We start from the raw sequence: 21,765 nt of genomic DNA on the forward strand, positions 1-21,765 counted from the left end.
GCAAGGATTGTTGTCGGCAGATCTGACGAGATCGTTAGGGAGCAGCCGCGGTGAGAACTGTATACCCTGGAATTCTACTTGGTGCTTTTCTCTTGACTGGATGCAGCTCTTCGGACGGAACGACTGTAGGTGACTCGAAGAAAATGAACATGCAAGAGGCTGCAGAACATGCCGACAAGATCCTTGACGGCACGTTCGCCGCGATCAAGCCGACAGTGCACTGGACCCATGGCGAGTCAACCGAGGGTAGTTGTGACGTATCGAGGCGGCGGGCGGTAATGACTGTAATTTCAGAGTCGCGGAGGGGGAACTTTCTAGGTGCGGTGGAGCGTTACTGGAAATCGCAAGGATACAACCAGATCGGCGTCAATCGGGACACGAAAAGTCCAGCCATGTATTTTCAGACGCCAGATGAATTTAATGTGCGTCTCTTGATTGGTGATAACGGGCAGGCATTCTTTGAAGTGGCAACACCATGTGTGGAAAAGTCATCGGTGTCACCACCCACCTCGAAGACAGTTGGACCGAATTATGCGGGAAAGCCGATTCCGGACGCGAATGTCCATTCCGACTTCTGGTCATCCGGTGGTCCCGTTCCTTCGTCCTCCCAGAGCGGGTCGTGACGAAGAGAAGGAAGCCAGGGCCGTCGACAGTGGACGGGGCCGTTGGAACTCCGCGCCGTGGAACCAGCTACGCCGGTGGAAGGCGCGGCGGGCGACCCCGCATCCGGGAAGGCCACGGAGATTCCCGATGTGACGAAAGGACAGGCACGGATCCAGTGCAGCCACGTACCAGGAACCGTAGAGTCCGCCGCCTTGCATGGACGGAAGTGACCGATGGCAGGGACGGACGCCAAGGACACCCCGGCTGTAGCGGCGTCCCCTTCAACGGCGCCTGTTGACCGGACCACTTCTTCCCGGACGAAGGAGCCGTGAGTCGCGCCATGCCCGCCTCGGTTGGGCAGCGGCACTTTCGCCAGGCAGGTGCACGTCCATGCTGAGGGTTGACTTAACGGAGGTTGGCGGACACCAACAAGGACAATGCCGACCGTCGGGTGCGGCTGAGCTTCTTGGGCCAGGGATCCGCTTCGGTGGGACTGCATCGGTGAGGTCCGGCCCCCGCCGAACGACCGTGGCGGCCAGGACTCTGTAAGGTCGGGCGGCGGAGCTTGACCCCACCACCTCTTCGTCCCGAAGTGATCTGGACGGCGGATCCGCCCTGGGCTGCCCCGCCCCCATGCGCTGATGGTCTGCAGGCGTCCGCGCTTGTCCGCTGCTGTGCGTCGACGTTGTCACACAGGCAGGGCTCCAGCCTCATCCCGGCCACTTTCGCGCGAACGTGCTCGACCAGCCTCAGCCGTGCTTCACAGACACTGAGGCACAGTAACGACCCCGCTCGATCTGGCGTCTTCCGCAGTACGGCCCGGCCTTCCTCCTCCGTGAGCATCTGCACTCGGAAGAGGGCCTCCTGGGCGTTGGAGCGCAGGTCGCAGGCGCGGATCCAGACCGTGTACTGGCCGGCGAAGAGAAGGCATCCTCGACCGTCCTCGCCCTCACCCGGGCTTTGATCACGCGACTGGACCGGCCAGGGATGCGGCTCTGGACGCGGCAGCCCAGTCTTGAACCGTGTGTGCGCAAGGACGTGAGCGGCGACGGCGGATGCCTCATGTCAGTTCGCCGGTGCGGCTTCCGGGCCGCAGCCGACCCGCCGTTCGGGAGCCGACTGGAAAGACCTTTCTCGAGAAGGCGGCCTACGTGCTGGCGCCCGGGACGGTCGTCTTTGGTCTGCTCTATTACTTCGGCAGCACCTACATCACGTCGTACTACTCCTTCTTCGGGATCTTGGCGAGCGATCTGCAGCTGTCCTCGCAGAGCTACGTTGCGCGCAGTGATGACGCGCTTTTTCTGCCCCTGTGGTTCCTGTTCTGCTGTGGGCTCGCCGTGCTGCTCGCCTTCGGGCTGCTGGAGCGGTGGCTGCTGAGGAGCGGCCGGAGCCTGCGGCGCCGGGTGACCCGGGGCCTGCTGGGCGCGGGGACTGTTCTGACGCTGCTGGGGCTCGTCGTGTTCATGGGTCCCGCTTGGTGGAACAACGAGATCATTGCCCGTCTGCAGCCCGGCCTGGTCCGGGAGTTCCTCCCCACTTTGGTGGTGGCCCTGGGCACGACCATGGGGATCTGTGCGGTCCATCTGCGCATGGCGCACCAGCGTCGTCTGAACGCCGGCCGGCCGACTGACAGGCTGTGGTTGGTCGGCGGGTCGCTGTTCACCGCCATGCTCTTTCTGTCGCTGTTCTTCAGCATGGCGCGATACGCCCACGATGCCGGTCTGGCACAGGCCCAACTCGATGCGAGAGGTCACTATCGCGGTAGGCCATGGGTCCGCGTCTACTCCCGGCAGCCTATCGCCTACAACCTGCCCGACATCTCACGGGAGGACCTTGCCCCCGACCACGGGCCCTACCGGTACCGGTATGAATGGTTCGTGCTGTTGGCGAAGAGCAACGGCCGGTATTACCTGGTGAATCGCTCATGGCATCCGTTCTCGAACAACACGGTGGTCGTGCTGCCCGACGACGACAGCGTTCGTGTCGACGTCCTCGGGCGCCCGTCATGAGCGCCTTTCCGCCCGTCAGGAAGCGGACCCGCTGTCTCCAGGCTCGGTCGCCCCAGGCGGTGCATGAGGGCTTTCCGGAGAAGACTCGGGTGAGCCGGGAGAGGACTCGGGTGAGGCCGGAGAGGATTCGGGTGAGCCGGGAGAGGATTGCGGTGAGCCAGGAGAGGAATCGGGTGAGCCGAGGGAGGACTCGGGTGAGGCGGCAGGAGAAGAGTTGCTCTCGGGCGCCGGCGTGGTCGAGGAGTTCGTCTCCTCGGCAGAGGGCTTCCTCGACTCGTACGTAGGCCTCCCCGGCTCGCTGGGCGGTTCTTCGGTGGTGCCACCCGATTTCGACGCATGGACCACCAGTTCCACGCGGATGGTCGCAGAGGGCGGATCAGTCTCGATGACCAGAAGCACCGTGCTGACCCCGGCGACCGTCGGTTTGGACACGATCTCGATCGCGCAGGACTCGCCGGGCTTGAGCGTCCTTCCGGCACAGGTCCCCAGATCGGCGGAGAACTGCGACGGTCGCGCGGATCCCCTGGACCGGTAGGACATTGGCCCGGCGGTGCTCTCCCTGGTATGAACGCTCCGGACCTTCACCGGCTTGTCCTCGGTATTGGTGACACGCACCCGGCCGACGGCAGAGGATCCGACCTGTACCGTCGGAACACTGATGTGCGAGGTGTCTCCCGTGTGGACATCGCCATACAGCTTGTCCGAGCCCGGTTCCTTCTTCACCTGGCACCCAGCCGCCCACCACACGGCCACGGCCATCACCGAAGCACTGCACACGACACGCCGGACTGCGCCCCGCATGATCACCTCTGTTTCGATCTGTGTTCGACAGTCACCTTTCCACAGCAGGGGTGCCACCTGTCCTGACACGAACGACGCGGCGCTACCTCTCACCCGCGCGCACTAATACGCCTGCAGCGTTTCGCCAACTGGCCTGCTTGAGGCGCTTCAGTGCTGCGAAGCCCGCCTTTCGTCTTCCTCGACGGCTGCTTCCAAGGGTGCTACCACCCGTCCTGCAGATGCTGGCCCACGCGGCGAACGGGGCGTATCGCTGGTACGGAGTGCTCCTTCGAGGACGGACGGCCGCTGGACAGATGCGCCTGCTGTTCATGGCGGACCGGATCCCGCCGGAGCTGAGGGTGATCGTCGAGTTCCTGAACCGGCAGATGCGGTATCGACGTGTATGCGGTCGAGCTGACCCAGTACAGGGCGCCGGAGACCTCTGGGTGTCCTCGTCCCGCGCGTCCACGGGGAGGTTGCCACGGCCGCGCAGTCCCCTTCCGGCCGCCGCACCGACAGCGGACCGCGCGTGCCGGACCGCCAGGCGGCGCCCGGCCTCCTTCGCCTCCGCGGCCAACTCGGCTGGACTGGTTGTCTTCGGCCCAGGGCGGCGGCGAGCATCCGTCGGGCGCCCATCACCTGGGGAGGTGCGCCCTTCACGCGCTCCCGGGAGCCTCCTTGTCGGACTCCGCCCGTATCGTGCACGCAAGCACTGGATACACGACCGGAAAAGGGGAGTGGGATGGACGAGTGGGTTCCCGTTGACTTGATACATCTGTCTGATGGACGAGACGTCTCCCTCGTCCTGCGTGCGGTTGGGCCCCACGAAGCTCGACGCGCCCACGTTCGAGCCGAGTGCCTGGTGACTACGGATTTCGTGAATGCCCGCTTGGAGACCAGCATCTGGCTTGATCACCTCCAGGAGTGGGAGGAAGCACTGAGCCGCCTCCGTGCTGGTGAAGACGCCAGCTGGCCGCAAGGAAGCCGAGGGCTGGAGCTGTACTTTCACCCGCACGAAAACGGCTGGCTCTCCCTCTCGGTCCACGACCCCGACAGGTTGACGGTGGCCCTGGGACTCGAAGCACCGCCTGAGTGGATCGAGGAGCACGAGGCAAACGTTCAGCGCCTGCGTGAGGCCTGCGGCGAGTCCTGAAGACGTCAGCCCGCCAGACTGAGGTCTCGGGGTTGCAGCTCGATCAGAGCAGCGGCGACGGCGGAGCCGCGATGGCGAGGCGTTGAGCGTATGGCCTCGTCGTCCCGGAGCACGGCTCGTGCGTATATGTCCGTGAGCGCCATTTCCGGGGCTGACTCAAACCAGCTCGGGTAGCGGGTCCGGTCGCAGCGCCGGTGCGGCTTTCGACTCCCACAGTCTGGTGGTCCGTAGGTAGCCGTGGATCACTGAGATCATCGCCAGAATGAGAAGTGGTCCGAACACCCACGGATGGAGGGCCATTTCCATCGGCAGATAGCGGTACGAGACCAAGAGTGCGGCGAAGACCGCTGTGCCGTGGGCGACCATCTGGGTTCCTGACCGGTCCCAGCCGCGTTCGAGCGAGCGGAGAGCTGCTTCGATCGTGAGGGCGAACACCACACCGGCCACGAGATCCGTGCCGTAGTGGTAGCCGAATCCCAGCGTTGCGCCGAGCGTGGCGATCAGCCAGAAAGCGCCTGCGTACCGCAGGATCCGTGGGCCCGTGCGGGAATGGATGAAGATCGCGGTGGCCCAGGCTGTGTGCAGACTGGGCATGCAGTTGCGGGGGGTGATCTCGTCGTATGACACCGGGTGCGGAGTGCTGATCGGCGGCGGTGTGTCCGGCCACAGGTTGGCCACCGCCCAGTGCACGCCACCGGTGCCGGAGGCTCCCGGCCCGTACGCGAAGACCGGTCCGACCACCGGGAAGAGCATGTAGATGCCCGGTCCGAGGAGGCCGATCACCAGAAAGGTGCGCACCAGATGATGGCGCGGGAAGCGCCGTTCGACCCTCACGTTGCGCAGCTGATACAGCGCGACGACGACCGCGGCCACCGCCAGCTGAGCGTATACCCAGCCGAGAAGATGGGTGCCGATCGGGCCGGTGGCCTCGACCATCCGGCCTGCCAGCCACGACGGGTTGCCCAGCGCGTGATCGGCGGTCGCCACGTACGGGTCGAGCACCGACGGGCGGGTCTTCGAGGTGATGAGCAGCCAGGTGTCGCCGGTCTTGCGTCCGGCCACCAGCAGCAGGCCCAGCCCGACGCCCTTCAGCAGCAGGACGCGTTCCCGGCCCGTGCGGCGCGTGACAGCGATGACCGCACAGCCCAGCATCACCCACAACGCGCCGTTGCCGAAGAAATGGCCGTCGGTCATCTTGGCGTCGACCGCCCACCGCACCCCTACGAAGACGACGTCGATGCCGATCGCGACACCAGCCGCGATGAACCGTTGCCGCCAGGTGAGCACCACCATCATCAACGCCATACCCGCGTACAGCGGCCCTGGCTTGGGAGCGAATATCACCTCTTCCGCCTGATTGGTCATCGGCCCCGGTGTACCGCAGCAGCGACGCGCGACGATCTCCAGCGTGATGAGGAAACCGAGTGCCACCACGCCCGTCGCGGCCCACAGGATCGCCCGCGGTTGACGCCACGCGGCGTACGTAGTTCTGCCGGTTATTCGCGAAAAGACTCGCGATGATATAGGTATCAACTGTCTGACCGATTTGTTATCTAGTCAACCAGGCCGCCGTTCGCGCTGGATGGCATGGTTTTCCGGTGGGGGACGGAGGGGGTGATCGTCGCTAATTCGAACATGCTATCGGAGTGGCGGGGAATGGTCTCCGACAATGTCATCAACCGCCCGGAGCGCGTCCATGAGGAGACTCGCGTCCGCGTGGAACTCGGGCGCCGTAAAACGGCTTGCCGGACCTGGCTGTTCACACTGGCCACCTCTGGCTGCTACCGAAGGCACCACGGTCGGCGCGCTCCGTTCCCCCTGCTCGGCCATCCTGTTCCGGCGAACCGGCCCGTCCGCAGTGCCCAGGATCATACCGACTCCGGCCGGCTCCGCGACGGCTCGGTCTGGGCGAGCCACGCCCGTGTGATCCCTGGCATGCGCTGGCGCCTCATACTCGGCTCGACCGCCCAAGGAACACGGGTCGTCATGAAGTTCGGCGTGCCGTCGGCCGCGTAGCTGTCGGTCACCTCGGTCCGGGTGGGGTCGCCGGGCACGCCGGTCTGCCGTACGGCTTGCCGTCGTAGTACGTGCGGACCCGTTCGGCGTTGTCGCCGCAGCCGCGGCTGCGGTGCAGGCGTCGGTGCCGAAGACCACGAGGCGCTCGGACTCCAGTCGCGTGCGCTACCTCGCCGGGGACGGCACGTCGCTGCGGCCCGCCCGGCCGGGACGGCTGCCGAAGCCCACGCCGGACGGATCGAACGTGGCCTGCGCCGATGTGCTGCCCGGTCACGGCGACGACGGAGGGCGTCCGTGGGCTGCTCATCGTGAAGACCCCCGAGGCGGCCACCGACCCGGCGCGCGAAAGGTTGCCCTGAGTCGGACGGCTGACGGTTGCGTCGGCGAGTGGCAGGCCCCTGCCATGTGGGGTGGCTCGGTCGGCGGACGGTGACGGGTGGCCTGGGGCCTCATCCGGCGGCGCATGCCCGTGCCGCCTGAGCAAGGCGGCGGACGCCCTCGGTGAGGTCGGCGGGGTGTTCGGCGGCCGCGAAGGCAAGGCGCAGGTAGGCGCCGGAGGGCTCGGCCGGGAAGAAGGTGGTGCCGGCGTCGACCGCCACGCCGTGGGCGCGGGCCGCGTCCGCGAGGACGTAGTCCTCCAGGCCGGGCGGCAGTTGGACCCACAGGTGGAGGCCGCCGTCAGGGATCCGGGGAACGGCCCAGTCCGGCAGGTCGCGGGCCAGGGCTCCCGCGAGGACCGTCCAGCGTTCCCGCAGCCGGGTGGAGAGGGTGCGCAGATGGCGGTCCCAGGCCGGAGTGCTGACCAGTTCCACGGCGGCCTCCTGCAGAGGGCGGGTGATGAAGAAGTCATCGACCCGGCGCATGCCCCGCAGCCGCCGCATCACCGGCCCGCGGGCGATCACCGCCCCGATGCGCAGGCTCGGTGAGGCCGGCTTGGTCAGTGAGGTCAGGTGGACCACCGTCCCGTCGCGGTCGTCCGCGACCAGGGGGCGGGGCACCGGTCGCCCGTGGCCGAGATGGCGGGCGAAGTCGTCCTCGACGAGGAACGCCCCGGTGGCGCGGGCCACGTCCACGACCTGACGCCGCCGCTCGGGTGTCAGCACCGTGCCGGTCGGGTTGTGGAAGGTGGGCTGGCAGTACAGCAGCCGGGCCCCGGTCACGGCGAAGGCGTCGGCCAGCAGGTCGGGGCGGATACCGTGGTCGTCCATCGGTACGGGTACCGGGCGCAGCCCCGCAGCGCGGGCAGCGGCCAGCGCGCCCGGGTAGGTCGGCGACTCCACCAGCACCGGGCTGCCCGGCGCGGCCAGCGCCCGGAACAGCATCGACAGCGCGCCCTGCCCGCCGCCGGTGACCAGCACGTCGTGCGGGCCCAGGTCGCCGCCCGCGACCCGGGCGAAGATCGCGCGCAGGGGGGCGAGGCCCTCGGCGGGTGCCCGGTCCCAGGCGTCGGGGCGACGGGCAGCGCGGGCCAGCGCCGCGCTGAGCGCCCGGTCCGGGCGCAGTGCCGGGTGCAGGTAGCCGCCCGCCATGGAGATCGTCCCGGGCGGCAGCGGGCCCGAGGGGGCGTCCGCGGCACCCGCGTCGAAGTCGTTTCCGGCGAGCGCCACCGCCTGCCAGGAGGTGTCCGGGGCGTCGTCGCTGGCACGGGTGTGGCGCGGGGCGACATAGGTGCCGCTGCCGGGACGGGTGACCACCTCGCCCTCGGCAGCCAGTTGGGCGAACGCGCGCGACACGGTCACCGGACTGACGCCATGACGCCCCGTCAATTCACGGCTGCTCGGCAGCCGTTCGCCGGGCGCCAGTTGGGCGATCTCCATGCGGAGGATCGCCACGAGGACTTCAGTACTGCTACTCTCATGCATGAGACAACAGAGTAACGCTTCTCTCCTTACTGGAGAATCGCTTCTCAGCTCGGCGGAGTTCACCCCGGCGGACATCGCGGCCCTCCGCGCCGACACCCCTGGCTGCGAGTCGGTCGTCCACTTCAACAACGCCGGCTGCGGCCTGGTGGCCCGCCCCGTGCTCGCGGCCGTGACCGACCACCTCCGACTCGAAGCGGAGATCGGCGGATACGAGGCGTCGGCCGCCCGAGAGACCCAGGTCCGCGACTTCTACACCTCGATCGCCGACCTCCTGGGCACCGGCCCCGGGAACATCGCCTTCGCCGGCAGCGCCACCCACGCCTACACCAAGGCACTGTCGGCGATCGACTTCGAGCCCGGAGACACGATCCTCACCACGCGCAACGACTTCATCTCCAACCAGATCGCGTTCCTCGCCCTACGCAGACGATTCGGCGTCGAGATCGTCCACGCCCCCGACCGCCCCGACGGCAGCGGGGTCGACGTCGACGCCATGGCCGCGCTCATGCGCACCCACCGCCCCCGCCTGGTCGCCGCGACCCACGTCCCCACCAACTCCGGCCTCGTCCAGCCGATCGCCGACATCGGCCGCCACTGCCGCGAGTTGGAGCTGCTCTATCTCGTCGACGCCTGCCAGTCGGCGGGTCAGTACCCGCTCGACGTGAACGCGATCGGCTGCGACCTGCTGACCGCGACCTGCCGCAAGTTCCTGCGCGGGCCGCGTGGTTCGGGCTTCCTCTACGTCTCCGACCGCGTCCTGGAGGAGGGCTACGAGCCGCTGTTCATCGACATGTACGGGGCCCGCTGGGTCGAGCCCGAGAAGTACCGGCCGGTGGACAGCGCGGCACGGTTCGAGGAGTGGGAGTTCCCCTACGCCACCCTTCTCGGCTGCGCGGCCGCGGTGCGCTACGCCCTGCGGGTCGGCCTGGAGCCGATCTCCCGCCGGACGCCCGTGCTGGCCGCCGGGCTGCGTGACCGGCTGGCGGCCCTCCCCGGCGTACGGGTCCTTGACGGCGGCCCGGCTCCGGCGGCGCTCGTCACCTTCGAGATCGCCGGCTGGCAGCCGCAGCCGTTCAAGGCCGCCCTGGACGAGCGAGGCGTCAACTCGGCACTGAGTTTCCGGGAGTTCGCGCAGTACGACTTCGCGGACAAGGACGTCGACTGGTGTCTGCGCCTCTCCCCGCACTACTACAACACTGAGGAGGAGGTCGACATGGTCGCCGCGGCCGTCTCCGAGCTCGCCGAGCGCGGTCCGGGGAGCCACTGATGGCGTCGGTGCACGCTTCCACGGGCGCGGCGACGGCTGCCGCGGCGCCGTTGCCGAGCCTCTGGCGCAACGGGGACTTCCTGAAGTTCTGGCTGGGCGAGAGCGTGTCGCTGCTCGGCACCCAGGTGACCACCCTCGCCCTGCCCCTCACCGCCATGCGCGCGTTCGGGGCGAGCGACGAGCAGGTGGGACTGCTGCGCTTCCTGCAGCTCGTCCCGTACCTCGGCCTCGCTCTGCTCTTCGGGGTGTGGGTGGACCGGGTCCGCCGACGCCGGGTCATGCTCGCCGCGAACCTCGTCCGGATGGTTCTGCTTGCGCTGGTCCCCGCCCTGTACTGGGCGCACGCCCTCAGCCTGGTCACCCTGACGGTCATCGCCTGCGCCGTCGGTGTGGCGTCGGTGCTGTTCGACGTGAGCTGGATGTCGTACGTGCCCACCCTGGTCCGCGACCCCGGCCAGTACGTCGAGGCGAGCGCGAAAATGGGCGTCAGCTCCTCCGCGGCCGATGTGGCGGGGCCCGGTATGGCGGGTGTGCTGGTGTCGGCGCTGACCGCACCGGTGGCGCTGATCGTGGACGCCTTCTCGTACCTGGTGTCCTTGGTCTCCCTGCTGCTCGTCCGAACGCCTGAGCCGCGCCCGGAGAAGGGTGCGCGACGGCATGTCTGGGGCGAGCTGCGGGACGGCCTCCGCTGGGTCATGAAGGACAGGATCCTGCGGGCCCTGGCGCTCGTCGGATTCTGCTGCAACTTCTCCATGGTCACGGTGTGGACGATGTTCCTGCTCCACGGCACACACGATCTGCATCTGTCCTCGTCCGCTCTCGGCGGCATCTTCGCCACCGCCTCCGTGGGCGGCCTGATCGGCGCGCTGATCTCCGGGCCCGTCATCAAGCGCTTCCTGCTCGGACGCGTCTACCTGGTGGCCCAGTCGGCCCTCCTGCTCGGTCCGAGCCTGATCGCCGCCGCCACCGGGCCCCGATCGGTGGTGATCGCGATGTGCGTCGTGTCCTTCTTCGTCACGTATCTCGGCCTCGGCGTCGCCAACGTCGTCATCGTCAGCCTCCGGCAGACCAGCACGCCCGCCTCGATGATGGGACGGATGACCGCGGCCTTCCGGACGCTGCTGTTCGGCGGTGGCGCCCTCGGCGGCCTGTCCGCCGGCTTGCTGGCCGGTCATCTCGGTGGCAGGGGCGCCCTGGCCGTCGCGGCGATCGCCTCCGCCGTGGTGGCGGTCGCGCTCCTGGCGTCCCCGGTCACCCGGCTCACGGCCCTGCCGCCACCGATGGCTCAGTGACGCGTACCGTCCTGAAGGACGGCGGCCCGGTCGGTACCGGCTGGGCCGCGTCCTTGTGCGGCTGCGCGGGACTGAGGTCCGCCCGTCCGGGACCGCTTCTGTCCGAGAGCGGCGGCTTCAAAGCGGGCGCCCGGGGTCATCCGACGCCCACCCCGAAGCGTCGATGCCAAGGTGCCGCCGCAGGGCGGAAGCCCACCCGGTCGCAGGAGGAGGCGCTCGGTTGTTCCGCCTCTTCGGCGAGCGCGCCGCTGAGGCCGTCACGCCACGGGGCCGAGCGTCTCCTGGGGGGAAGTCCTCCGCCCTGCTCTACTTCGCACTGGCCGGCACCGATCATGCCGGCCACAAGGAGCAAGGCGGCGATCCGCGCTACGTAGCAGACGTGCCGCGGCCACCTCTGCGGCCGGGGTTCCGGTCGCCGGTGCCGGCAGCGCCACCGGCTGTCGTCCGTCGGCCGGATCCGCGGGCGACCTTGCCGGAGGCAGCGCTGGTCGCGGCCCCGTTCCCGGCCTGTCGGCCGGATCCGCGGGCGACCTTGCCGGAGGCAGTACCGGTCGCAGCTCCGCCCCCGGCCCGGCGGTCGGCACTGCGGCCGCCCGAGCCAACAGCACCACCGGTGGCCTTGCCGGCTCCCGTCCGGCGGGCAGAACCGCGCCCGCTGCTCGCGGAAGACTCGCCGGCTCCTGCTGCCTCTGCTGCGGCCCGGCGGTTCGAGCCCCGGTCCCTGGTTCCGGTGGCAGCGTCTGTCGCCGCTGCGCTGCCGCCTTTCCGGCGGCGGCTGGACCGCTTGCCGGGCTTGGTGCTGGTCTTCCGGTCCGGGGCGGGCGCTGCCGGTGTCGCCGGTTGGGCGACTTCGATGGTGATGGGAACGCCGGAAGGCTCGCGGGCACCGGTGATCGCGGCCAGTTCCGCGTCGCGGGACGTGATACGGGCTGTCCTGGGGCGGATGCCCGCGTCCGACATGAGCTGGGTGACGTCCCGTTTCTGGTCGGGCAGGACCAGTGTGACCACGCTGCCGGTGCCGCCTGCACGGGCCGTTCGGCCGCCCCGGTGCAGATAATCCTTGTGGTCAGTGGGGGGATCGACGTTCACGACGAGGTCGAGGTCGTCGATGTGGATGCCCCGGGCCGCGACGTTCGTCGCCGCCAGCGCGGTGATCTGGCCGCTCTTGAACTGTTCCAGGGTGCGATTCCGCTGTGGCTGGCTACGGCCTCCGTGCAGTGCGGCCGCACGGACACCGACGGCCAGGAGCCGCTTGGCGAGCCGGTCGGCGGACCTCTTCGTGTCGAGGAAGAGGATGACCCGGCCGTCGCGGGCTGCGATGCGTGTGGTGACGGCCTTCTTGTCGGTCTCGTCCAGGACGTGGAGCACGTGGTGCTCCATGGTGGTCACCGCTCCTGCGGACGGGTCCACGGAGTGCACGACGGGGTCGGTCAGGAACCGTTGCACCAGGCGGTCGATGTTGCGGTCCAGGGTGGCCGAGAAGAGCATGCGCTGTCCGTCGGGCCGCACCTGCTGGATCAGCTTGGTCACCTGCGGCAGGAAGCCCATGTCGGTCATCTGGTCGGCTTCGTCCAGCACCGTTATGCGTACGCTGTCGAGCACGCAGTCGCCGCGCTCCACGAGGTCGTTGAGCCTGCCGGGACTCGCCACGAGCACCTCGGCGCCGCGCCGTAGCGCCGCGGCCTGCTTGGTGATGGACAGCCCGCCGACCACGGTGGCCAGCCGGAGGTTCACCGCCGTGGCGTAGGGGGTCAGCGCGTCCGTCACCTGCTGGGCGAGTTCCCGGGTGGGCACCAGCACGAGCGCGAGGGGTGCCTTGGGTTCGGCCCGCAGTCCGGCCGTACGGGCCAGAAGCGCCAGCCCGAACGCGAGGGTCTTGCCGGAGCCGGTGCGTCCCCGTCCCAGCAGGTCACGGCCGGCGAGCGAGTTGGGCAGCGTGGCGGCCTGGATCGGGAAGGGGGTGGTGACGCCCTGTGCGGCAAGGGTCTTCAGCAGCCCTGCGGGCATGTCCATAGCGGCGAAGTCCTCGACGGCCGGAAGTGCCGGCGTCGTGCTTTCCGGCAGCCGGAACTCCCTGGGGGGCGACGCGGACGGTGAGGGCGACGAGGTGCGCCGGTTCGGCTTCTGGGGCCTACGGGGCATGCGGTTATCTGCCTTCCTGGAAACAGCGCAAACCGGGGTCCGCACCATGACGGTGCGAACCCCGGTGCGTGGATACGCCGCCGGCGATCAGGCGGGGACGATGTTCTCCGCCTGCGGGCCCTTCTGGCCCTGCGTGACGTCGAAGGAGACCCGCTGGCCCTCCTGAAGCTCACGGAAGCCCTGGGTGGCGATGTTCGAGTAGTGCGCGAAGACGTCGGGGCCACCGCCGTCCTGCTGGATGAAGCCGAAACCCTTTTCGGCGTTGAACCACTTCACGGTTCCCTGTGCCATGATCTTCTCCTTCTGTAGGCAGAGGCCCCATCCGGAGATGCCGGAAAACAAATAATGCGCCCGAAGGAGAAACATTCCCGTCAGGCGCACATAGGTTAATGGGTACCAAAGACTGCAACCCTGAAACCATAGCACACCCTCGGCTGCCTGTGATGGGCCGGCGAGGCACGGGGTTCCCGGACCGATGCGATCGAATTCCAGAAGGCGAGCCGGTGCGGGTGCGGAACGTACCCGCTGGGGTGGCGACTGTTGTCGCAGGTGAAGCTCGCCCGTCCTCCCTGGAACGGCAGCGGGCGGGCGACCTCACGGCAGCCGGAGCCGTCGGGTGCCACGTCATCGGGTGGGCCGACGACTGGGCGGTGTCGGGCGCCACTGATCCGATGACGTGGCCGGAGCTTGGCCCTCGGAAGTCGAAGTCCTCGATTGTCCGCACCAAGCCCGGTTGTTGATGACCACCTTGCCGCATGCGGATCCTGACGCGTAATAGCGGAATGCCTCCGGGGCCTTGTCGAACGGGAAGGCCCGTGTCGAACGGGAAGGCCTGGTCGATCACCGGACGGATGCCCTTCTGTCCGATGAGCCGGTTCATCGCCATGAACTGTGCCCGACTGCCGACAGCAAGCACGCACACGGTGGCACCAGAGCCGAAGAGCACCCAACGGATCGATCGGCGGCGCGGCCTCGGAGAGAAGGCCGACACAGGCGACGTGGCCCGCCACCTTCACCGCCTTGAGTGATTCTTCGATCAGCCCCGCGATGTCGACCACACGATCGGCGTGCTGGTCGTGCGTCAGTTCGCGTACTCTGCTGGGCCAGTCGGGAGTGGCGTTGTAGTCGATCACTTCGTCCGCTCCGAGTTCAGCCAGGCGCTGCGCCTTGGCCGGGCTGCTGGTGGGGGCGATCACGCGGGCCCCGTCGCCGTCACCGGTCAGGGCGTTCCAGGCGGTGACCGCGGCGCAGGGCAGTGTTGCTGCCTCCTCGAACGACAGGTGCTCGGGCACGGACACCAGAGCTGTTTCGTCGATCAGGGCGAGCTCGGTGAGCATGCCGTCCAGCGAGCCGCCGAGCTGCGGGAGGTGCTGGATGCCGAACGGGCCGTCCTGCCAGCTGGGGAAGACGGTGCCGGCCACCCGCTCTCCGACCCGCACCGTCCTGACGTCGCGGCCCCCGCCACCACCTGGCCGGCTCCGTCCGCCACGGGGACCACGTCGGGTTCCGCCGGGAGTACGTAGGTGCCGCGCAGCACCATCAGGTCGCGAAAACTCAGGGCGGCAGCGCGTACGGCAACCAGGACCTGCCCGGGGCCGGGGACCGGGTCCGCGCGCTCGCGGACCGCCAGAGCGTCGATCCCGGCGCCGCTGTCGACGTGGTGGCCACGCATGAAACGGTGCTCCTTTCCCGTGCCCTGCGCGGCTGCCGGTCACTCGTCCACGTCCGACTCGGTGGCCGACGGGACTTCGGCGGCGGTCTTGCTGTAGCCGAGGGCCTCCACGATCCGGCCCTCCTCGACGCGCATGAGGTTCACGCCGCGAACGCAGTCGCTGGGCCCATCGCCGAAGCGGTAGCGCCAGCGGATCGTTGCTCGGTCGCCCGCGACGGCGACGTCCTCGGGCTGTCGCTATCTCGCCGCCGACCTGGCCCTGGCCGACCCCGCCCATCCGGGACACGCCGTCACGCGCCAGTACCGTGAGCGCGTGAGCCGGCTTCTTGCAGGCGAACTCGTCAGGCTTGGTCATCCCCGACCGGCCCACGCCGCCGACCAGCTCCTGCTGCTGATCGACGGAGCTTCGGCCGAGCAGATCCTCGCGCGGCGCGGCAACCAGGACGACCCGGCGTACCCGACCCGGCTCGCCCCTTGACGCAGGCCGGCACCCGAAACACGCACCGCGTCGGAGCGGCTCGGCCTTGGGCCGCACGCAGTTGGGCACTCGTCCGCCCCTCGTGGAACCGTGCATGGCGTGTTCGATGTCGTGCTGTGTCGTGGACACAGTCAAGCCGAGATCCAGCTCCTGCCTCCCCTGGGCGGGCTCCGCATTGTTCGGAGCTGCCATGGGCTGCGTCGCCTGGTCGCTCACCGTCTGGGCGCGCGCGTACTGCGACGCGGGCTACGAAGCCGGCGGACGCTTCGAGCTCAACTTTCTGCTCCCTCTGGTCGTGGGAGGCGAAGCACTCGTCGGGCTCGTGGCGCAGGCCGTCGGCCGACACGTGGTGCTCCGCGCGCCGACGGCGGTCCGCGTCGCACTGCCGACGCTGTTCGTGGCTGGTGCGACGGTGGGGCTGGCATGGTGGTTCTTCGCGACCCGAGGGACGCTGGACGGCTATCCCGGCGACTCCGGCCTCTGCCCCCCGAGTAACGTCCCGCCACAGTGGCCCGACTGGATCCCCGTCTGAACGGCCCCAACCGATCACGATCCGCCACCTGTCCCGCGGAACGCAGACGCAGGACGACGTCCTCCTCCCGGTCCTCGTCGATCCGCAGCGTCGGCGACGCGTCGCCGAACGAACGGCCCTGCCGGAGCCACGCGTACACGACCGTCGCGCACCCGGCCGGTGTCGCCGCGCCGGTGACCGCCGCCCGCACACAGGACCGTCACGCAGCCCCGCCAGAGCGCGGGTCGTCACGCAGCAGGGCGGGTACCGCCTCGAGCACACGCACCGTCGACGTGACGGTGCGGGCGACGACGAGAGCCCGCTCGGCGGGGGAACGTCCCCCACCGGTCGGCGCCGGGGCCTACGGGGACGCGGAGGAAGGGAACGGGCACGGACGGCGCGTCATGACCGGACATCGCGCCCGCCCCCGCCTCACCCGTTCCAGGCCGCCGCGCACAGCGCCCGGTCGACCTCGTCGGTGTAGTGGGCCGCGGCCAGCCAGGCGCGGGCGAAACGGTCGGGGTCCGCCGGGAGCAGCCGGCCGAAGGCGTCGCGGGAGCGCTCCGCAGCGGCCGCGTGCAGTTCGTCCAGGATGTCCCCCGCCGTGGCGAGACCATGCCGCCGCAGCCGCCGCGCGTCGGCGGAGCCGTTGCCGGGAAACGACAGGACCCGTCGGCCGCCCGAGGCCGCCTGCTGGACGCGCCGGCGCAGCAGGTGGATGGGGGCCTCGTCCGGCGTGGGCACCGCCGGGGCCGTGGGCGGGGCGGCCGGTGCCACCGGCAGGTCGGCGTGCTGGAGCCGGTCCAGACCGACGTCGACGCGGGAGCCGGGGTCGGTCGGGTGCTCGGTCGCCAGGAGTTGCGCCCGGGGACAGGGGCCCGGAGTGAGCCGGGCGACGACCCGGAGCCGGCTGCCACGGGCGGCGGCCAGCAGACGAAGGTTGTCGCGGTGAGGGAGCGCGGGATGGTCGTGGGCGGCGGCCAGCCGCAGTACGACACCTCCGCAGTCGGCCAGCAGACAGTCGCCCGTCGCCTCACGGACCACCCCGGCCAGGGTGAGCTCGAGGAAGAGCAGCCCATGGCCACCGCTCAGGGCGCGGCCCACCTGCTCGGCGGCGGGCACCGCCCACAGCCGGTCCAGGGGTGCCTCGCGCCAGCCGGCACCGGACGCGCGGACCGCCCGTACCCCGGCGCCGGCGCCGAGCCGCCCCGCCGGAGAGACGGTGGCCCCCGACACCGCGAGGCCCGCCCGGGACAGTTCACGGTGGGTCAGGGCGGTCTCGCCGACGCGTACGGCCCGGTCGGCCGCGCCCACCGCCCGCCCGGAGCCGCCGGGGGCCACGTCGGACACCTGGTACAGGCGGCCTTCGGCGTCGGCGGTCCAGGTGACGGCCCCCGCGTAACCGCTCGCGGTGAGCACCGGTTCGCAGAACAGGCCGTACAGCCGCAGCGAGCCGTCCGGGCGGTACGGCTGCCGTACGGTGCCGCGCAGCACGGCGAGTTCCGCTCCCTGTGCGCGGGGGATGCGGTGCGCCAGCGACAGGACGTCCCGGAGCGCGGCGACGAGGTCGGTGAGCCGGTAGGCGGGGTCCGCCGAGCGGGCCGCGCGCAGCGCGGTGACCGTGGACACGGCCGAGGCGGCGGCCCTGGGCAGGGCCGCCAGCCGTGCGGTGTGCGCGGCGCGCAGCAACTCCGCCTGGAGCACCGCCCCTGATCCGTCCGTACCGGCTTCGAGCACGGCTCTCGCCGCGTCCTGCAGGGCACGGGCGGCGGACCGCTGCTCAGGGGTTGCGGCCTGGGGCACGGCGGCCGAACTCGGCTCCTGCGAACTCGGCTCGGACGCACCGGAGTCGGCGGAGGGGGCCGCCGGCTCCGCGATCGGTGCCGCCGAGGCCGCCGCCGCGCGGTGGAGGCAGTCCGGGGCCAGCAGACAGCCGCACCGTATGTCGTCCGCCTTCGTCACCGCGCCGCCGGGGGCGTGCAGTTCGATGTCCGTGCTGTCGTCGACGGCGATGCGCACGGTGTCGCCGTCGCGGACGGCCGGGCGGTGAGCCAGCTTGGCGATGCCCGCGTCCAGCCGCTTGCGCAGGCGTGGCGAGAGCGCGGCGACGAGTCCGGCGGTCACGGCCGGGGCGACCGGAGGCAGATCCTGGCTCACACCGTCCTGGCTCATGCGATCTTCTCTCCTACCCAACGGGCGAGTTCCAGCGGACTGAGGGCGGCGACCGGCATTCCCGCGGCGACCAACTGGCCCGCGACACCCGTGGCGTACCGGGGCCGGCCCGCGTCGTCCAGGCTCGCGCAGCCCAGCACGTGGCAGCCGGCCCCGACCAGGGCGCGCACCTCGGCGAGCAGCCCGCCGATCGGGTAGCCCTCCTCGAAGTCGCTGACGACCACGACCAGCGTGCGCGAGGGCACGGTGACCAGTTCGCGCGCGTGCCGCAGTCCGGCGGCGATGTGCGTGCCGCCGCCCACGCTGACCTCCAGCAGCAGTGACAAAGGGTCCTCGACATGGTCGGTCAGGTCGATGACCTCGGTGGAGAAGGCCAGGAAGTGCGTGGACAGGGTGGGCACCCCGGCCAGTACCGAGGCGGTGAGCGCCGCCCAGACCGTGGACGCCTCCATGGATCCTGACACGTCGGTGACCAGGACGAGCCGCCAGTCGGCCGCCCGGCGCGCCCGCGTACGGAAGACGGGCCGCTCGGGAACCACCTGGACGGTGCCGTCCGGCAGCCGACGCGCGGTCGCGAGGTTGGCCCGCAGCGTGCGCGGCAGGTCGAGGCTGCCGCCCGGGCGCCGGCTGGGGCGTGGCAGCGCGGTGCCGTGCAGGGCCGGGCGCAGCCGGGTGGCCAGCTGCCGGGTGAGGGCGTCCACCAGACGCCGGACCAGCGGACGCAGCGCCGCCAGCCGTGCCTCCGGCAGCCCGCCCGCGTGCCGGAGCACCGAGCGGAGCAGGTCGACGGAGGGCCGAACGCTGTCCGGGTCGAGGGCCTGGAACACGTCCTGCCGGCCCGCCGCGGCGGCTGCCGCCAGCACCTCCTCCCGGATGCCCGGCCCGAACAGCGCGGCCAGTTCCTCGGACCACTCCCGCACCCCGGGGTACGACGCCTCGCGCCCCGCGCCGGTGAGGTCGCCGCGGCTGCCCTCACCGCGTCCGCTGCCGTACAGCTCGTCCAGCGCGGTCGCCAACGGGCGTGCCGAGGCCGGTAGTCGGTCGTCACGACGGCCCAGCAGCAGGCGCCAGCGGTCGGCCGGGGCGAGGTGGCGCTCCGTGCCGGAGGCGGGCGCGACGACCTGGTTTCCTGTGCCGGAGGCGGGCGCGGGCGGCGGCGCCGCGGCGACCTGGTTCCCCACGCCGGCGGCGGAAGAGTGCGCGCCTTCCGCGGCGTACCCGGGTGCCGCCTCCACGGCAGCCCCGGACGGCGGCAGCAGCCCCAACGCGCCGAGGCTCTCCCGGGCCGCCAGGTCGGCACGGGTCCACACGGCCAGCGCGCGGGGATCGACAGCGCCGGTGTCGGCCAGGCGGCCCCCGCCCGGCCGGTCCTCGCCCAGACGCTCCTCCACGACGGTCAGCAGCCGTTCGCGGGCGGCCGGGCTGAGCGTGTCGAAGCCGCCGCGCAAGGCCGGCAGCCGGTCCAGGAAATCCCGGTCCGACAGCTCCGCCACCCGGTCCAGCAGCGGTTCCAGCGCGGGCGGTGCCGACTCCAGCAGTGGCCCGGCTGCGGTCAGCAGACCGGTCAGGCGGCCGACGAGCGCCGAACGCGACTCGGGATCGCAGGCACCGTCCACCCAGGAGGCGACCCGGTCGCCGAACTCCCCGGCCTTCTCCTGTCCCAGCAGCACCCGTACGGCTCCCGCGGCCCCGCGCATCAGCGGGGAGCCGTCGGCGCCCAGCCGGGCCAGCGCGTCCATGAGCCGGATGCCCCCCGACACATCCGCGCGGTGGGCGAGCTCCAGCAGTGCGTGGGCGTCCGCCGGGTCGTCGGAGCCCGTCAGCCCGTCCACCTGGCGTACGGCCGCCACGCTGAGTGACTCGGCGACGGCCGCCGCCCGCGACGTACGGCCCGGCTCGGGGCCGAGCCCGGCGATGTGCCCGGCCCGCAGCCGGTCCAACAGGTCCAGTCCGGTGAGGAGTTCGGGCAGCGTCCCGGAGTCCGGCAGCACCTCGGCGGTGTCGTCCAGCCGCTCGTCCGTGAGGCCGGGCAGACCGCACTGCGCGGCCTCCGCCAACCCCCGCAGGGCCTGTGCCGCCGTGGGCCCGCCGGCGCCCTGCTCCACGCGCCGCCGCTCACGCAGCAGCCCTTCCGCGGCCTGGGCGGCGGTGACCCCGCGGACCCCGGCCGCGGTCAGCATGGCCGCCGTGGCCGGAGTCCAGCGCACCCCCCAGCGGGATGTCAGCGCGTCGGCACCCCCCGCACCGGTGACCGCATTGGGCTCGGCGTACGGCACTCCGCACACCGTCAGGCGACGCAGCAGTACTTCGCGGCGCCGGTCCAGCTCGGAGCGGAGGGGATCGAGACGCAGGTCGCGGGCGGTGCCGGGGCCGCTGCCGTCGGCAGGGCCGGGCAGCCCCAGCGCGGCCAACTCGGCCTCCACCGCCGGGGCCAGACCGCAGCGCGGCGCTGCCGGGGCCGGGCGGCCCTCCCGCGTCCCCACGAGCGCCTTCTCCATCGCCCGGGCGACGGCCCGGCCCCGCCCGTGCGGTTCGCCCTGTGCCAGCACGGTCTGTACCGCCTCGATCAGCTCACCCCGGCCCGCTGCGGGCAGCCCCCGGAGCCGGGCCAGATCACCGGCGAGCCGTACGATCTCCCGCGCGTCCGCGGGCCCGGACGGATGGCCCGTCGCACGGAGTTCGGCACACACCCGTACGGCGGCCCGGGTCAGCGCCTGCGCCAGTGCCGCGGGATCACCGGCCGCGTCCAGCACCATGTGCTGCCATTCGGGGTCGCGGATCCCGGCGGGGTAGCCGGAGCGCTCGTCCAGCAGGGCGTAGGTGTAGGGGATCAGGGAGGTCGTCCACGTCGAGGCCGGCTCGTTGCCCACCGCCTCGGCGGCCGGTACCGGCTCGGCCGGTGCCAGCAGTGCCGGGGCGTGGAAGGCGCCGACGAGTACGGCGGCGCGCCTGCCGTCGGCCGTGGCGGCGGCCAGACAGGACCGCATCCAGCGCTCCCGCCGCAGATCCAGCTCCGGCACCCCGCCCGCGGCGACCGCGTCCGCCCGCAGGGCCCAGCCCGTGAGCAGCGCGGCCCGCCGCAGCGCCTGCGGCGCGGAACCGGGGGCGGTGGCCTCGACCAGCCGATCCCACAGGTCGTCACCGGGCCGGCCGGTGAGCCGGGAACGGAGGGCACCACCGAGTCCGGCCATGGCGCAGTCGCCGGACACTGCCGCGCCGCCGGAGGTCCGCGGCGGCACCGAGCCGCTTCCCGCCTCCGCACCGGCCGGCTCGGCACCGGTCGTCCGTGACGCGGAGGGGTGTACGCCGCTGCCGCTCGGCCGGCCGGTCCCGCTGCCGTCCTTCGGCTCGCCGCTGCCCCCCGAACCGGCGGCCTGCCCGGCAGGTGCCGAAGGTGCCGAAGGTGCCGGAGACACCACAGCCGCCGGTGGCCCCGCGGTCCAGGCCCGGTCCGCCAGCGGCAGGTCGCAGGCGATCACCGGTACCCCGTGCCGCGCGGCCCAGCGCACCGCCGCCAGTTCCGGGGAGAAGTCGGCGAACGGGTAGAAGGCCGGGCCGCCGACACCGTCGGTGGGTGCGGCGGCCAGGGCGACCGGCGCCCGGGTCTCCTCGTGGGCGAGCCAGGGAAGCCAGTCCTGCAGTTCGGCGGGGAGTTCGACCAGCAGCACGTCCGGCTCCGCCGCGTCCAGCAGCGCGGGCACGGCGGCGGCCAGGGAGGGCGCGTGGTGCCGTACGGCGATGAGGTAGGGCGCCGCCGGGTCGGTCAGGGCTGCCAGGGCCGCTTCGGGAGAGGTGCGGGGCACGGTCG

15 protein-coding genes and 2 pseudogenes are annotated in these 21,765 nt (G+C 71.1%); 8 read left to right on the top strand and 9 right to left on the bottom strand.

The window, feature by feature from the left end:
• The first annotated feature begins 143 nt into the window (after nucleotides 1–143).
• From K7G59_RS11915 to K7G59_RS11930, 4 genes are all read left to right on the top strand, one after another.
• A complete protein-coding gene (locus K7G59_RS11915; RefSeq protein ID WP_225833256.1) occupies nucleotides 144–623 on the top strand; it encodes a hypothetical protein in 480 nt (159 codons plus the stop codon).
• A 1,131-nt stretch (nucleotides 624–1,754) separates the two neighbouring features.
• Nucleotides 1,755–2,612, top strand: coding sequence for a hypothetical protein (locus tag K7G59_RS11920; protein ID WP_225833257.1), 858 nt, complete (start codon nucleotides 1,755–1,757; stop codon nucleotides 2,610–2,612).
• 214 nt (nucleotides 2,613–2,826) lie between these two features.
• On the top strand, nucleotides 2,827–3,147 hold the full coding sequence (locus K7G59_RS11925; protein ID WP_225833260.1) for a hypothetical protein: 321 nt from the start codon (nucleotides 2,827–2,829) through the stop codon (nucleotides 3,145–3,147).
• 987 nt (nucleotides 3,148–4,134) lie between these two features.
• Nucleotides 4,135–4,545 (top strand): DUF5959 family protein, encoded by a 411-nt coding sequence (locus K7G59_RS11930; RefSeq protein WP_225833262.1) that lies wholly within the window; start codon nucleotides 4,135–4,137, stop codon nucleotides 4,543–4,545.
• A gap of 156 nt (nucleotides 4,546–4,701) precedes the next feature.
• Here the strand turns inward: K7G59_RS11930 and K7G59_RS11935 are convergent, their stop codons facing one another.
• Both K7G59_RS11935 and K7G59_RS11940 read right to left on the bottom strand, forming a co-directional pair.
• The gene (locus K7G59_RS11935; RefSeq protein ID WP_225833773.1) at nucleotides 4,702–6,000 is read right to left on the bottom strand and encodes a phosphatase PAP2 family protein; all 1,299 of its coding nucleotides are present in this window, start codon (nucleotides 5,998–6,000) and stop codon (nucleotides 4,702–4,704) included.
• A 1,010-nt stretch (nucleotides 6,001–7,010) separates the two neighbouring features.
• Entirely contained in the window at nucleotides 7,011–8,423 is a 1,413-nt protein-coding gene (locus tag K7G59_RS11940) for a PLP-dependent aminotransferase family protein (protein ID WP_225833264.1), read from the bottom strand.
• On the opposite strand from K7G59_RS11940, the gene K7G59_RS11945 reads away from it, so the two are divergent.
• Complete coding sequence (locus K7G59_RS11945) at nucleotides 8,422–9,690, top strand: aminotransferase class V-fold PLP-dependent enzyme (RefSeq protein WP_225833266.1); 1,269 nt, start codon at nucleotides 8,422–8,424, stop codon at nucleotides 9,688–9,690. The genes K7G59_RS11940 and K7G59_RS11945 overlap by 2 nt on opposite strands.
• Complete coding sequence (locus K7G59_RS11950; protein ID WP_225833269.1) at nucleotides 9,690–10,982, top strand: MFS transporter; 1,293 nt, start codon at nucleotides 9,690–9,692, stop codon at nucleotides 10,980–10,982. Before K7G59_RS11945 ends, K7G59_RS11950 begins: the two co-directional genes overlap by 1 nt.
• Before the next feature lie 366 nt (nucleotides 10,983–11,348).
• Here K7G59_RS11950 and K7G59_RS11955 read toward each other — a convergent pair whose 3' ends face one another.
• The 5 genes and pseudogenes from K7G59_RS11955 to K7G59_RS35295 all read right to left on the bottom strand — a co-directional run bounded on the left by K7G59_RS11955 (nucleotide 11,349) and on the right by K7G59_RS35295 (nucleotide 14,796).
• On the bottom strand, nucleotides 11,349–13,124 hold the full coding sequence (locus K7G59_RS11955) for a DEAD/DEAH box helicase (RefSeq protein ID WP_225833272.1): 1,776 nt from the start codon (nucleotides 13,122–13,124) through the stop codon (nucleotides 11,349–11,351).
• Between the two features lie 87 nt (nucleotides 13,125–13,211).
• A complete protein-coding gene (locus K7G59_RS11960; RefSeq protein WP_023544341.1) occupies nucleotides 13,212–13,415 on the bottom strand; it encodes a cold-shock protein in 204 nt (67 codons plus the stop codon).
• A 333-nt stretch (nucleotides 13,416–13,748) separates the two neighbouring features.
• Nucleotides 13,749–13,904 (bottom strand): annotated as a pseudogene (locus K7G59_RS11965) (hypothetical protein); the annotation flags it as partial.
• A gap of 218 nt (nucleotides 13,905–14,122) precedes the next feature.
• Nucleotides 14,123–14,461 (bottom strand): annotated as a pseudogene (locus K7G59_RS11970) (zinc-binding dehydrogenase); the annotation flags it as partial.
• Nucleotides 14,440–14,796: an alcohol dehydrogenase catalytic domain-containing protein gene (locus tag K7G59_RS35295; RefSeq protein WP_374114212.1), complete on the bottom strand. Its 357-nt coding sequence runs from the start codon at nucleotides 14,794–14,796 to the stop codon at nucleotides 14,440–14,442. The gene K7G59_RS35295 and the pseudogene K7G59_RS11970, both read right to left, overlap by 22 nt.
• A gap of 313 nt (nucleotides 14,797–15,109) precedes the next feature.
• On the opposite strand from K7G59_RS35295, the gene K7G59_RS11975 reads away from it, so the two are divergent.
• A complete protein-coding gene (locus K7G59_RS11975; protein ID WP_225833276.1) occupies nucleotides 15,110–15,274 on the top strand; it encodes a hypothetical protein in 165 nt (54 codons plus the stop codon).
• Between the two features lie 121 nt (nucleotides 15,275–15,395).
• Nucleotides 15,396–15,806: a hypothetical protein gene (locus K7G59_RS11980; protein ID WP_225833278.1), complete on the top strand. Its 411-nt coding sequence runs from the start codon at nucleotides 15,396–15,398 to the stop codon at nucleotides 15,804–15,806.
• Between the two features lie 411 nt (nucleotides 15,807–16,217).
• Here the strand turns inward: K7G59_RS11980 and K7G59_RS11985 are convergent, their stop codons facing one another.
• Entirely contained in the window at nucleotides 16,218–17,942 is a 1,725-nt protein-coding gene (locus tag K7G59_RS11985) for an SWIM zinc finger family protein (RefSeq protein ID WP_225833775.1), read from the bottom strand.
• A gap of 11 nt (nucleotides 17,943–17,953) precedes the next feature.
• On the bottom strand, nucleotides 17,954–21,760 hold the full coding sequence (locus tag K7G59_RS11990) for a DUF5682 family protein (RefSeq protein WP_225833280.1): 3,807 nt from the start codon (nucleotides 21,758–21,760) through the stop codon (nucleotides 17,954–17,956).
• Nucleotides 21,761–21,765 lie beyond the last annotated feature (5 nt).

This window comes from Streptomyces sp. NK08204 (assembly GCF_020400585.1).
Lineage (GTDB): Bacteria > Actinomycetota > Actinomycetes > Streptomycetales > Streptomycetaceae > Streptomyces.

What these genes read in the sequence shown, in the direction of transcription:
- K7G59_RS11950 (WP_225833269.1), top strand. Translation starts at nt 9,690, where the DNA reads ATGGCGTCGGTGCACGCTTCCACGGGCGCGGCGACGGCTGCCGCGGCG.
- K7G59_RS35295 (WP_374114212.1), bottom strand. Translation starts at nt 14,796, where the DNA reads ATGCGTGGCCACCACGTCGACAGCGGCGCCGGGATCGACGCTCTGGCG.
- K7G59_RS11960 (WP_023544341.1), bottom strand. Translation starts at nt 13,415, where the DNA reads ATGGCACAGGGAACCGTGAAGTGGTTCAACGCCGAAAAGGGTTTCGGC.
- K7G59_RS11915 (WP_225833256.1), top strand. Translation starts at nt 144, where the DNA reads ATGAACATGCAAGAGGCTGCAGAACATGCCGACAAGATCCTTGACGGC.
- K7G59_RS11930 (WP_225833262.1), top strand. Translation starts at nt 4,135, where the DNA reads ATGGACGAGTGGGTTCCCGTTGACTTGATACATCTGTCTGATGGACGA.
- K7G59_RS11955 (WP_225833272.1), bottom strand. Translation starts at nt 13,124, where the DNA reads ATGCCCCGTAGGCCCCAGAAGCCGAACCGGCGCACCTCGTCGCCCTCA.
- K7G59_RS11945 (WP_225833266.1), top strand. Translation starts at nt 8,422, where the DNA reads ATGAGACAACAGAGTAACGCTTCTCTCCTTACTGGAGAATCGCTTCTC.
- K7G59_RS11940 (WP_225833264.1), bottom strand. Translation starts at nt 8,423, where the DNA reads ATGCATGAGAGTAGCAGTACTGAAGTCCTCGTGGCGATCCTCCGCATG.